The organism is Bradyrhizobium sp. STM 3809, assembly GCF_000239795.1.
Lineage (GTDB): Bacteria > Pseudomonadota > Alphaproteobacteria > Rhizobiales > Xanthobacteraceae > Bradyrhizobium.
The window spans coordinates 1-12,451 of sequence record NZ_CAFJ01000673.1 but is presented as its reverse complement, the minus strand read 5'-3'; the positions used below and the strand labels follow the sequence as shown (position 1 = coordinate 12,451).

Genomic DNA, 12,451 nt, shown 5'->3' with positions numbered 1-12,451 from the left:
GCCCACGGTGGTGCCACGGTCGGTGTTGGTCGGCGCCGCCGGGACCGGGGTCGGCTTGTCGCCGCCCGCGAAGCGGGTGGCGCCGCCGCTCTGATAGCCGGCGACCAGCAGGCCGGCGACGATCAGGGCGAGCACGAACAGCCCGCCGAGCTCGGGCAGGGCGCCGGACGGCGCCATGCCGCGGCCGCGGCCATCGCCCTCGAGGGCCACCGCCGCGATCTCGCGGTTGTGCCGCGAGCGCAGGAACGACAGGAATGCGCCGGCAGCAATGACGATGCCGGCAGCCAGGGTGAAGAAGGTGAGCCAGGTGATGGGGTGGTCGGCCTGCATGTCGAACATCCTTTGCGTGAGGGCCGCACGACGTGCAGTCGCGTCAGCCCCGCATGACAATCTCTGTTCGTGGCAATCGCCGTCGCCGCGGAAGGTTTCCGGCGCGCGGCGAAATTCCCTGACGTCAGCGCCCCTCGCCCGCCGCCCACAGCGCGTCCAGCCCTTCGCGGTAGGTCGGGTAGGCGAGCACGAGGCCGAGGTCCTGCCTGGCCCTGGCATTCCGGATGCGCCGGTTGCTGGCGTAGAAGCTCCGCGCCATCGGCGACAGCTCGGCGCTGTCGAACGGCACCTCCGGCGGCGGCGCGATGCCCATCAGCCTGGCCGCATAGGCGATGACGTCCTGCGGCGGCGCCGGCGCGTCGTCGACGATGTTCCAGAAGCCGCCGCGCTCACGATCGATTGCGCCCGAGATCGCGGAGGCGATGTCGTCGACATGGATGCGATTGAAGACCTGGCCCGGCTTGACGATGCGCCGCGCGCGGCCCGCGCGCAGCTCGACCAGCGCGTTGCGGCCGGGGCCATAGATGCCGCCGAGCCGGAGCACCGCGAGGCGGTCGCCGATCCGTGCGCGCCATTCGTTCTCGACCCGGACGCGGGCCTGGACCCGGTCGTGCTCCGGCGCCAGTGGCGTGTCCTCGTCGATCCAGTCGCCCTGGTGATCGCCGTAGACGCCGACGGTGGAGAGATAGACCACGCGCCGCGCGCGGCCCGTGGTGATCGCATCTCCGAACGCGGTGAGCGCGGGATCGTCGCCGGATCCCGGCGGCGCCGAGATCAGCACGATGTCGGCCTCCGCCGCCTTCGCCAGCGTTGCGGCTGCGGCCACGGTGCCGTCGAACAGGTCGATCTCCAGCGGCGCCAGCTGCGCGCGCTTGTCGGCGCTGCGCACCGTGCCGGTGACGCGAGCGAAGGCGCGGCCGTGCAGATCGACGAAGCGCCGGGCGGTGTAGCCGAAGCCGATGACGAAGAGGTTCATGCGTGCGGGTGACGAGGTCTGATCGAGCGAGCAAGTGCCGAGATAGCCGGCACCGGGCCGCCAGCGCAAATCAAATGACGCCGCGGGCGCCGTCCCGTGCCGCCGCCCGTCGTCGGAGCGGTGCTGATCTGCCGACGTTGTTATGGCTCCTGTCATGCTCCATGTCGTATGGTCCGGGAACAGGAGATGGACTGCCCAGATGACCTTCCATTCGCTCTACCGGCATGGCTTCGCGCGTGTCGCGGCCTGCGTCACCGCCTCCAGCGTCGCCAACCCCACCGCCAATGCGGCAGCGATCCTGGCGGCCGCGCGCGCCTGCCACGACCAGGGCGCGGCCGTCGCGGTGTTTCCCGAGCTCTGCCTGTCGGGCTACGCCATCGAGGATCTCGTCAAGCAGGACCCGTTGCTCGATGCCGTGCAGCGTGGACTGCTGACGCTCGTCGAAGCCTCGCACGACCTGATGCCGGTGCTGATCGTCGGCGCGCCGCTGCGCTTTGCGCATCGCGTCTACAACTGCGCCGTCGTGATCCATCGCGGCGAGGTGCTCGGCGTCATTCCGAAATCCTATCTGCCGACCTATCGCGAGTTCTACGAAGGCCGCCACTTTGCCTCCGGAGCCGGCATCCGGGGCGAGATGATCGAGGTCGCCGAGACCATGGCGCCGTTCGGCACCGATCTCTTGTTCGCTGCCGCCGACGTTGCCGGACTCGTGATCGGCGTCGAGATCTGCGAGGACATGTGGATCCCGGTCACGCCGGCCTCCGAGCTCGCGCTCGCCGGCGCCACCGTGCTCGCCAACCTCTCGGGCAGTCCGATCACCGTCGGCCGGGCCGAGTCGCGCTCGCTGCTGTGCCGCTCGACCTCGGCGCGCTGCCTCGCAGCCTACATCTACGCGGCGGCGGGCACGGGCGAGTCGACCACCGATCTATCCTGGGACGGCCAGACCTCGATCTTCGAGAACGGCGTGCTGCTCGCCGAGAGCGAACGCTTCCGCCAGACCGGCCAGACCATCTTCGCCGATGTCGATCTCGATTTGCTGCGCCAGGAGCGCGCGCTGATGGGCACGTTCGACGACAACGCGCGGGCGCGGAGCGCCGACCTGCATTGGCGCCGCATCGGCTTCGAGCTGCAGCCGACGTCCGATGACATCGGCTTCATGCGCAGCATCGAGCGTTTCCCGTTCGTGCCGAGCGATCCCGCGCGGCTCGATCAGGATTGCTACGAGGCCTACAACATCCAGGTCGCCGGCCTGACGCAGCGGCTGCGCGCGACCGGGACCAAGCGCATCGTGATCGGTGTCTCCGGCGGTCTCGATTCCACGCACGCGCTGATCGTGGCCGCCAAGGCGATGGACCTGCTCGGCCTGCCCAGAACCAACATCCTCGCTTATACGATGCCGGGCTTCGCGACGGGGGCGCAGAGCAAGTCCTACGCGCACGCGCTGATGAAGGCGCTCGAGGTCAGCGCCGCCGAGCTCGACATCCGTCCCGCGGCAACGCAGATGCTGAAGGACATCGGTCATCCGTTCGGCCGCGGCGAGGAGGTCTATGACATCACCTTCGAGAACGTGCAGGCGGGGCTGCGCACCGACTATCTGTTCCGTCTGGCGAACAACCGCGGCGGTCTCGTCCTCGGCACCGGTGATCTTTCCGAGCTCGCGCTCGGATGGTGTACCTATGGCGTCGGCGATCAGATGTCGCACTACAACGTCAATGCCGGCGTGCCGAAAACGCTCATCCAGCATCTGATCCGCTGGGTCATCGCCTCGCGCCAGTTCTCCGCCGACGTCGATCGGACCTTGGAGGCGGTGCTCTCAGCCGAGATTTCGCCGGAGCTGGTGCCGGTGAAGGAGGGCGAGACGCCGCAGAGCACGCAGGCCGCGATCGGACCTTACGAGCTGCAGGACTTCAATCTGTTCTACACGCTGCGCTACGGCATGCGGCCGTCGAAGATCGCGTTCATGGCGCATCACGCCTGGAAGAATGCCGGCGACGGCGCCTGGCCGCCGCACTTCCCGGCCGACAAGCGCAACGCCTACTCGCTCGGCGAGATCAGGAAGTGGCTGGAGGTGTTCCTCAAGCGCTTCTTCGCCTTCAGCCAGTTCAAGCGCTCGGCGATGCCGAACGGCCCGAAGGTGGTCGCCGGCGGCGCCCTGTCCCCCCGCGGCGACTGGCGCGCGCCGTCGGATGGCAATGCCGTGGCGTGGCTGGAGGATCTGGAGAGTGTGCCGAAGTAGCGGCCGTCTTGCTCTGCTGCGGCACATGCCATATCCGAAGATGTGCGACCTCGTTGAACGGAGCCCATCATGAGCGTCACCGCCGCCGGAATTTCCTCCATGGCGACCCGGCAGATTCTCGCCGAGCTCGCCGCCGCCTATGAGGAGGCGACCGGCGAGGTGATCACGATCGAATCCGTCGGCGGTGTCGATGCCGCCAAGCGCATCCGGGCCGGCGAGGCGTTCGACTTCGTGGTGCTGGCCTCCGACGCGCTGCAGAAGCTCGAGGCCGACGGCCATCTCGTGCCCGGCAGCATCCTCGAGATCGCGGAATCGCCGATGGCGATGGCGGTGCGCGCCGGCAGCCCCAAGCCCGATCCGCTCGACGAGGCCGCCGTGCGCCAGGCGATGCAGAACGCCAAGGCGATCGGCATCTCGACCGGGCCGAGCGGCACCCATGTGCAGACGCTCGCCCGGGACTGGGGCCTGGAGGCCGAGGGCGCCTCGCGCCTGGTGCAGGCCAAGCCCGGCATTCCCGTCGCCAAACTGCTTGCGGATGGCGAGGTCGATGTCGGTTTCCAGCAGCTCAGCGAAATGCTCGGCGCCGCCGGCATCGACATCGTCGGCCTGCTGCCGGAATCGCTGCAGCCGGGCACGGTGTTCGCCGCCGCGCTGTGCAAGGCCGGCGCGCACGCCGAGGCGGCCCGCGCCTTCATCGAATATCTCGTCTCGGAGGAAACCGCCGAGACCAAGCGCCAGCACGGCATGACGCCGGTGTAAGCGAAGGAGCGCTGCGGTGGCCTCGAGCACGCCGTTGACCGCCAAGGCCCTGGAGCAGCTCGGGGCGCAGCGCCTCGCCGAACTGCTGCTGGACGTGGCCGAACGTGACGCGGCCATCAAGCGGCGCCTGAAGCTTGAAGTCGCGACGCCCAGCAAGATCGCAACCGAGCTGCGCAAACGGATGGCGCAGATCGCCCGCGCCACGACCTTCCTCGATCGCAACAAGCTGCGCCCGCTGGCCGACGACCTCGAAGCCTTGCGTGCCAGCATCGCGAAGCAGGTTGCGGAGCACGATCCGCCCGCAGCGCTCGAGCTGATGTGGCAATTCATGGATCTCGCGAACGGCGTCCTCGGCCGCTGCGACGACGGCGACGGGGGGCCTCACGACATCTTCTGCGCGGCCTGTACCGATCTCGGCCCGTTGGCTGAGGCCGCCAAGGCCGATCCTATCGCCCTGGCCGATCGCGTCTTCGACGCCCTTGATCGCAACCGCTACGGACAATATGGCGAACTGATCGAGACGGTGGCACCGGCGCTCGGTGAGCGCGGACTTGCTCATCTCAAGCAGCGCCTCGTCGAATTCGCCAAGACACCGGTCGAACAAATCCCGCAGACCCAGCGCAGGGCCGCGGGGTGGGGCAGCAGCGATCCCCGTTATGAGCAGGAGGCGGAACAGCGCCGCCGCACCAACAATTGCCGCGAGGCGCTGCTGGCGATCGCGGATGCGACCCATGACGTCGACCTCTACATCGCACAATTCGACGAGGAGGAGAGAAGGCGGTCCGAAATCGCAGCCTATGTCGGCCAGCGGCTGCTCGCGGCGGGGCGGGCCGGGGAGGCGCTGCAGGTCCTCGATGCCGCCGAGCTCCGCAATCCAAGCCGGCCCGATCCGGATTGGCAGGAGGCGCGCATCCAGGTGCTCGACGGCCTTGGACGCAACGAGGAGGCGCAGGCCGCACGCTGGGCGTGCTTCGCGCGCCGCCTCGATGCGAAGCAGCTGCGCGCTCATCTCAAGCGCCTGCCGGACTTCGACGACGTCGAGGCCGAGCGGCGCGCGCTCGACCACGCTGAACAGTTCCCACAGTTGATATGGGCGCTCGACTTCCTGATCCGCTGGCCGGCGCTGGATCGCGCCGCGAAGCTCGTGCTCGGGCGCAGCCGGGAGCTGAACGGCGAAGCCTATCACGTGCTCGCGCCGGCTGCGGATGCCCTCGCGGGCAAGCATCCGCTCGCAGCCACGCTGCTGCTGCGCGCGATGGTCGACGACACGCTGCAGGGCAGTCGCACCAGCCGCTATCGCCATGCCGCCAGGCATCTGCTCGAATGCGGCAGTCTCGCTGCCGTCGTTAAGGATTTCGGCGATGTTGAACCGCATGCGGCGTATCTGACGCGGCTGAAGTTCGAGCATGGCCGCAAGGCGAGTTTCTGGGACCTGATGAGTTGACGCGGAACGATCCGTCGCGCGATGTCGCCATGAATCAGGTCGCGCGCGCCGGCGGTTCCCGCGTCGTCATGTTGTCCTGAAATAATTGCGCTCTCTTGTCGTCTCGGCGGTCTTCCGCACGTCTTCCAGAAAGAGTCGGAAGAACGGAGACGACCGATGAACGCATCGCAATATCGCTGGGTCATCGTCGCCGCGGGCGGCCTGCTCGGCTGCGTCGCCGTCGGCGGCCTGTTCTCGCTGCCGGTGTTCCTGAGGCCGATGGCTGCCGACACCGGCTGGTCCGTCGCGGGTATCTCCAGCGCCCTGACGATCGGCTTCCTGGCGATGGCGGTCGCCAGCATCGGTTGGGGCACGCTGTCCGACCGCATCGGACCGCGTCCGGTGCTGCTGATGGGCTCGACCCTGCTCGCGGTGAGTCTTCTGCTCGCCAGCCTGACGTCCTCGCTGCTGGCGTTCCAGCTGAGCTTCGGCCTGATCGCGGGCGTCGCGACGGCGGCGATCTTCCCGCCGGTCATGGCGACCGTGACCGGCTGGTTCGAGACGCATCGGAGCCTCGCGGTGTCGCTGGTGTCGGCCGGCATGGGTGTGGCGCCGATGACGATGTCGCCGCTCGCGGCCTGGCTCGTCTCCACCTATGACTGGCGCACCGCGATGCAGAGCATCGCCGCCGTCGTCGCCGGCATCATGATCCCCACCTCGCTGCTCGTCGGCCGACCGCCGGTGTCGGCGCCTGGCGCCGTCATCGCGCCAGGTGACGTGGCCGGGCCGCCGGAAATGACGCGATCGGCGGCGCTGCGCTCGCCGCAGTTCCTGGTCCTGCTCACCACCAATTTCTTCTGCTGCGCCACCCATTCCGGCCCGATCATCCACACCGTCAGCTACGCGGTCTCCTGTGGCATTCCGCTGATGGCTGCGGTGACGATCTACAGCGTCGAGGGGCTCGCCGGACTCGGCGGCCGCATCGTCTTCGGCCTGCTCGGCGACCGCTTCGGCGCCAAGCGCGTGCTGGTGCTCGGCCTGCTCGCCCAGGCGTTCGGCGCGCTGGCCTATGTCGCCGCGCGCGACCTCGCCGCGTTCTACGCGGTCGCCGCCACGTTCGGCTTCCTGTATGCCGGAACGATGCCGCTCTACGCGTCGATCGCGCGCGACAACTTTCCGCAGGGCATCATGGGCACGGTGATCGGTGGCACCGCCATGGCCGGCAGCCTGGGCATGGCGACCGGGCCGCTGGCCGGCGGCCTGATCTATGACAGCCTTGCGAGCTACACATGGCTCTATGTCGGCTCCTGGGTGATGGGCCTCGGTGCGGTCCTGATGATGATGACGTTCAGGCCGTTCCCCAAAACACCGCCGCCAGTGGCCTCGGCGCAGGCCATGGCGTGAACGTACTGCGAAGCAGCAATCACCCTCCGCGCCGCTGCTGACAGAGTCTCGTTCCTAACGAGTAGCTCTGGAGACCACACCAACGCTTGATCCGTAATCCGGAACTCGGTCGTCATCAGCGGGTTGGGCGTGCGTGTCGTTTCAACCCGATGGAGATCGGATCCATGAAGAAGACTCATCTCGCCCTTGCCACTCTCGTCGCCGTCAGCTTCGCCGCGGCGCCGTTCGCGGCCGAAGCCAAGCACCACAAGAAGCACCACTCGTCGATGTCGACGAACTCCTCTCAGACCACCGGCGCCAACATGCAGCCCGGCAGCAGCAACATGAAGTCCGGCCGCGACTCCACCTCATCGAGCCAGGGCAATGTCGGCCCGGGCACGAACCAGGCGGGGAGCATGGGGAAGTAGGAAGTCTGGCCACCCTGTTCAGCGTCGGGCAAGCCGGTTGGGCTCTCCGGACGCGCTCAGAGCAGACTTCCCGTGCAATCCCTTTGCTCCTGGCTTGCTTCGCTCTGATTGTGTGATTCTGGCCCCGAGTACGTCGGTCTGCTGCGATATTCCAGCAACTCCGTTCTTCCATGCTAGGCTCGGATCCCCGGTCGAGTCGGCGATCGCGGTGACCTGGATTGCGCAGACGTGAGCGAGCTTCGGTGATGGTGTGGGGGCGGAATTACTATCTCTGGCTGAGACGCCGTTATGAGCCGGAGGTCGCGAGGCTCGTCATTGTCGCAGAATCGCCGCCGGCATCAGGAAAATATTTCTATGATCCGTCCGGCTCGGTTAGCGAGCCGCTATTCACTGCTCTGATGCGCCAAATGGGAGCCACCCCTCGGACGAAAGAAGAGGGGCTGCGGCAGTTTCAGAACCGAGGATGGGTGCTGGTCGATGCGACCTGCCAGCAAGTGGACAAGCTGCCGAAAGATGCCGGTCAGGATCGGGATACGCTGATCGCAGGCGATTATCCGCTCCTTATCGAGGACCTCTCCAGCCTTTTATCAGATCGCAGGGTTCCACTCATCCTGATCAAGGCGAACGTCTGTCGGCTGCTGGAGCCCCGACTGACAAAGGACGGGTTCAAAGTAATCAACGCTGGCCGGCTCGTTTATTTCCCAAGCACAGGGCAACAGAAAAAGTTTGAGCAGCAGTTCGCCGAGATTCTGAATTCGGCTAGCTGAAGCCCTCGGATAGCCGTGTTGCTATAGGTCTCTGGCAGAGTCGGACAACGGAATGTCACAGAACTAGAGATCACAGAGAGAGAGCCACCTCCTCGCAAAGCAGCACCGGGACCCAAGCGGCGCGGAGCTGACCCGAAAACGACCAAAAAGAAATCCAAGCCCAAAGCGAAGAAGAAAACATGACGGAAGCGAGCCGATTGCTTAGGCTTCGACATAGAGGTTCTTCTGAAAGCCAAAAAGGGTGTGGCAGATCTTGGAGATGCCAAGATCGCGATCCAAGTCGTTGACAGCCCTATATCTAAGCTCAAGAAAGGGCGTTAGATTGCCTAATCCAGCTCCCCTGCCCCTTCCTTTACGTAATCTCCCAATAAGAACTCCAGGAATCCACGCAACTTGTCATCACCGTAGCGCGTGAAGATTGTGTCCTTCCGTGTTTGTACACGCTCTTCTCGGGTGATCGGCGAAAGTGCGAACGCGATGCATGTGAGTACGTCGTACAGCTCGCTCTTTTCAGCGTCGATTAGGCGTTTGAATTCGCCGAGCTGCGCGTCTCCGAAGCCCTTTTCTGCCAATCCCCCAGCAACGCTTTCCTCGTGTTTGGCTCGCTTCACAACGCCCGCAGTTCGTATTCATCTTCAAAAAAGCGCAGGAGGCTCGCCGAACAGACGCTCGATGAATTGAGCCGCAGACATTGGTTTACAATCAGCGCACCGATTTATCAGCGTGGGGTCCCCGCACTTCCAGCTTGATGCCAATCCCCTTCGAGGAGATCGTCAACTTTCGCTGCTCACGCGCGTTCAGCCAATTCATTATTTTGGGAAAGGCTGCTCTGACGAATACGCCCGCGCCGACAAGCCCTCCACCGAATGCGATTGTGGTGCCCCAGTCTATAAGAGAGCCATATAGAGCGCCGTGCCGATCTCCTTTATCAATCTTTTTCCGAGTAGGTTGTGTTTGGGCGTGAAACTGTGGTGCTGAGCCTATAATCGCAAGCAGTTCGTTGTTGCCAACGACCTGCGCGACGTGTTCGTCCCAGTATGGTTCGACGTGGCACCACGCATCGTATTTTAAATGCTCCTCGACCTCGAACGTGATTTCCGCGTTGCCGTTAATCGCATTCGCTCCTGCTGCCCGTCACTATAGGAGGCGAAATCATATCTAGATGCAACCTTAATGGGCGACATCATCGATCGAGTTCTTGCTAAGGCTGGGTTCGCGAAGGAAATCACCATGGCGCCAGCAAAACGACGGCCGTCGTGTCAATGCTGGCCCGCGTTTTTGCAGGGCCATTCCAACTTCTTGCTCCTACACCGTCTCTCGCACCGAAAAAATTTGCTTCCCTTTGTCCGAAAATCATGCTCTACTCTCCGCATCCCGCCTCGATGCAGAGCAACTGTGGAGTTTTGGACCTGTGAGCCGGCCTGGTTCAAGGCTGGCGCTGGGCGCGCCACCACCTTCGGCGGCTTCGGCATTCCCTGCGCGATGGGCTTACGGCTGCTTCGTGCTCTCCCCGGGGGCCGGCTGTCTTGCCCCCATCACCCGCGCCAACAGGCGGATTCAGTCGGTCGTCGCAACACTCGATGAGGAAGTTGCGATGGGTTCCGAATGCGGCGGTCAACTCGGGCGAAGCTGGGATCGATGAGTCGCCCACCAGTGGCGGGGCGGGCCGAACAGCAGGAATTTTGGCGGGGGATTGCCGCGGGATTGAACAGCGAGAAGGCTGCGCTAGCTGCTGGATTGTCAGATGCTGTCGGCCCCGATTATTTCGAAAGGCGGGCGGCGTGGCACCAGCGATGTTGCGGACTTCGGCGAAGCCGCTCTCTGGACGACGCCTCTCTTTCTCTGAACGCGAGGAGATTGCGCTGCTGAATGCGCAGCGCCATTCTGTACGAGAGATAGCGCGGCGCCTCGATCGGCCACCTTCGACCATCTCTCGATCTCGATCGCAATGCGGCCACGCATGGCGGCAAGATGCCTATCGATCGACGGCCGCCCAGTGGCATGCAGATCGATCGGCCCGGCGTCCTAAGTCGAGCAAGCTTGCAAGCAACGCCGCCTTGCGCAATTAATGTTGAAGAACAGCTTGCCGGCATTGTCGCGCCTCCAAGCGACGTTCGGCGGAAGGCCGGCCGGGCGGGCTCTGGCCGGGATCAGGGGTGGACCAAAGCGTGGAGTCCCGAGCAAAATGCCCGGCGCTTACTGGTCCACTTCCCGGATGACGAGACGATGCGCATCAGCCACGAAGCCATTTATCAAGCGCTTTTTGTTCAGGGCCGAGGAGCGCTCAAGCGCGAGTTGACGGCGTGCTTGCGAACAGGACGGGCGCTGCGAGTGCCTCGAGCGCGCGCGGAAGCGCAGCAAAGGCTTCGTATCGCCCGAGATCATGATCAGTGAACGTCCGGCCGAGTTGCGGATCGCGCCGTGCCGGAACATCGGGAAGGAGATCTGATCGTCGGCTCCGAGAGTTCGGCAATCGGCGCGCTCGTCGACCGTAGCACCCGGTTTACAATGCTTCTGCACCTGCCACGCTTGTCGGGATTTGAAGGCGGCCCATGTACGAAGGACGGGCCTGCGCTTTCTGGAAGCGGTACGCGATGCGACCACGCGCACCATTCTCACCTTGCCCAAGGAACTACGCCGCTCGCTGACTTGGGTCAGGGGACCGATTTGGCTCAGCACAGTGACCTCAAGATCGATACAGGCCTCCAGGTTTACTTCTGCGATCCAAGAAGCCCTTGGCAGCGTGGCACGAACGAGAACACAAATGGCCTGCTGCGGCAGTCCTTCCCGAAAAGCACCGACCTGAGCGTCCACGATGCTGACGAGATCGCCGCTGTGGCCGCAGCGCTCAATTCCCGACCAAGAAAGACGCTGAGGTTGAAAATCCCGGCAAAGGCGCTTGACGAGCTCCTGTCCGGAATGAAAACATTTGGCGTTGCGACGATCGTTTGAGCCCACCGGCGTGCCTGGCTTTGCTTGTGGTACCTGCCGCCCGCATTTTTTTCCGCAGGCGGGGCCACGGGCCTCGGTCGAGGTCCGGCTTTCCCTGCTCCTCTATGTGCTTCGAGGCGCGCGACGGATGCAACCCTCGGGCTCACTCAGCCGGGAGATTGCAGGCGCTTGTCTGGAGCAACCGTCCGATCGACTGCACGTGTCTGTTTGACAATTGAATGCCAAGAGACAGATGAATGACGGGGCCGCCAGTCAGGGCTCGGTGCATCTTCCAGTAATGGTAGTCTCTTTGTTTAACCGGAGTCTTGGGTCAGGGATGTGATCCATTTAGCGGAAGCTGAGGAGTAACATGGAGGCAGTGCGGGAGCGGATCGAATATCTGGATGGATTGCGCGGGTTAGCAATAATCGCGGTTGTGCTGTTCCATGGTTACGTAGCCTACCCGAATACTTTGCCGTTTGGAGACAAATTCGAGGTCCTTCCAATCCGACTAGGCTGGCAGGGTGTTCAGCTGTTTTTCCTGATCTCTGGCTTCGTCATTTTGATGAGCCTGGAGACGTGCCAAGACCTTGTCTCGTTTGTCGGCCGACGTTGGTTGCGGCTTTTTCCGGCAATGTTGATTTGCTCGGTGTTTATTCTCGGGGCAGAAAACTTGATTCCTGTAGGGCTAAACAATCCAAAAACGTGGGTGAATCTCATACCCGGCCTGACGTTCGTCAATCCGGCTTTAATACACGCGTTGACAGGGCTGAGCATCGATGGAATGGAAGGGTCATTCTGGTCTCTGTATGTAGAGGTCGTGTTCTACGGTATATTCGCTCTGGCGTACTTCGTTGTTGGTCGAGCTTTCGCAATCTTGCTCATCTTCTTGATCTTTATCTGGTCGCTCGCCATGCGCGTGGTATTCGGCTTGGATCTAGACTCTGCCGCCAGCAGAGTTGCAGCGGCGGCTGACTGGATTGGCTTTATCCACTTCGGTTGGTTCGCGAGCGGCGCGCTATTCTATATCTTTTACAAAGACGGAAGACGACTAGCACTTGCCTTTGCATTGTTCATGGGAGCGATATCCGCGCTGACGGTGCGATATCCGGTTGCAGAACAAATGGGTCTCTGCCTGGTTGTATTACTGTTCACAGCAGTGAGCTGCATGCGCCTCTTTCAGCAAGTTATGGCATCCCGGATGTTCGTGTTTTTCGG

General features: G+C 63.8%; 10 protein-coding genes and 1 pseudogene. 8 read left to right on the top strand and 3 right to left on the bottom strand.

From position 1 onward, the window contains the following. On the bottom strand, positions 1-330 hold a 330-nt coding region (locus BRAS3809_RS29830; RefSeq protein ID WP_052523509.1), incomplete at its 3' end, for a hypothetical protein. A 124-nt stretch (positions 331-454) separates the two neighbouring features. After that, the gene (locus BRAS3809_RS29825) at positions 455-1,306 is read right to left on the bottom strand and encodes an NAD(P)H-binding protein (RefSeq protein WP_008965740.1); all 852 of its coding nucleotides are present in this window, start codon (positions 1,304-1,306) and stop codon (positions 455-457) included. Positions 1,307-1,505: 199 nt separating this feature from the next. On the opposite strand from BRAS3809_RS29825, the gene BRAS3809_RS29820 reads away from it, so the two are divergent. The 6 genes from BRAS3809_RS29820 (at position 1,506) to BRAS3809_RS29795 (ending at position 8,302) form a co-directional block, all read left to right on the top strand. Next, complete coding sequence (locus BRAS3809_RS29820) at positions 1,506-3,542, top strand: NAD(+) synthase (RefSeq protein WP_008965739.1); 2,037 nt, start codon at positions 1,506-1,508, stop codon at positions 3,540-3,542. Positions 3,543-3,611: 69 nt separating this feature from the next. Then, positions 3,612-4,301 (top strand): substrate-binding domain-containing protein, encoded by a 690-nt coding sequence (locus tag BRAS3809_RS29815; protein WP_008965738.1) that lies wholly within the window; start codon positions 3,612-3,614, stop codon positions 4,299-4,301. Positions 4,302-4,317: 16 nt separating this feature from the next. Next, positions 4,318-5,745 (top strand): DUF6880 family protein, encoded by a 1,428-nt coding sequence (locus BRAS3809_RS29810; RefSeq protein WP_008965737.1) that lies wholly within the window; start codon positions 4,318-4,320, stop codon positions 5,743-5,745. 156 nt (positions 5,746-5,901) lie between these two features. After that, the gene (locus BRAS3809_RS29805; protein ID WP_008965736.1) at positions 5,902-7,128 is read left to right on the top strand and encodes an MFS transporter; all 1,227 of its coding nucleotides are present in this window, start codon (positions 5,902-5,904) and stop codon (positions 7,126-7,128) included. 164 nt (positions 7,129-7,292) lie between these two features. Next, a complete protein-coding gene (locus tag BRAS3809_RS29800) occupies positions 7,293-7,535 on the top strand; it encodes a hypothetical protein (RefSeq protein ID WP_008965735.1) in 243 nt (80 codons plus the stop codon). A gap of 218 nt (positions 7,536-7,753) precedes the next feature. Then, positions 7,754-8,302 (top strand): hypothetical protein, encoded by a 549-nt coding sequence (locus tag BRAS3809_RS29795; RefSeq protein WP_139017475.1) that lies wholly within the window; start codon positions 7,754-7,756, stop codon positions 8,300-8,302. A gap of 326 nt (positions 8,303-8,628) precedes the next feature. On the opposite strand, the gene BRAS3809_RS29790 is transcribed toward BRAS3809_RS29795, so the two are convergent. Then, positions 8,629-8,913: a type I restriction-modification enzyme R subunit C-terminal domain-containing protein gene (locus BRAS3809_RS29790; RefSeq protein ID WP_008965732.1), complete on the bottom strand. Its 285-nt coding sequence runs from the start codon at positions 8,911-8,913 to the stop codon at positions 8,629-8,631. 994 nt (positions 8,914-9,907) lie between these two features. Here BRAS3809_RS29790 and BRAS3809_RS34510 point away from each other — a divergent pair. Together BRAS3809_RS34510 and BRAS3809_RS34445 are read left to right on the top strand one after the other, a co-directional pair. After that, positions 9,908-11,254, top strand: a pseudogene (locus tag BRAS3809_RS34510) (IS30 family transposase). A 349-nt stretch (positions 11,255-11,603) separates the two neighbouring features. Continuing rightward, positions 11,604-12,451: acyltransferase family protein (locus BRAS3809_RS34445; RefSeq protein WP_052523506.1), on the top strand; the 848-nt coding region annotated here is incomplete at its 3' end.

Excerpts from the sequence above, each read along its gene's own strand:
- BRAS3809_RS29825 (WP_008965740.1), bottom strand. The coding sequence starts at position 1,306 with ATGAACCTCTTCGTCATCGGCTTCGGCTACACCGCCCGGCGCTTCGTC.
- BRAS3809_RS29820 (WP_008965739.1), top strand. The coding sequence starts at position 1,506 with ATGACCTTCCATTCGCTCTACCGGCATGGCTTCGCGCGTGTCGCGGCC.
- BRAS3809_RS29815 (WP_008965738.1), top strand. The coding sequence starts at position 3,612 with ATGAGCGTCACCGCCGCCGGAATTTCCTCCATGGCGACCCGGCAGATT.
- BRAS3809_RS29805 (WP_008965736.1), top strand. The coding sequence starts at position 5,902 with ATGAACGCATCGCAATATCGCTGGGTCATCGTCGCCGCGGGCGGCCTG.
- BRAS3809_RS29800 (WP_008965735.1), top strand. The coding sequence starts at position 7,293 with ATGAAGAAGACTCATCTCGCCCTTGCCACTCTCGTCGCCGTCAGCTTC.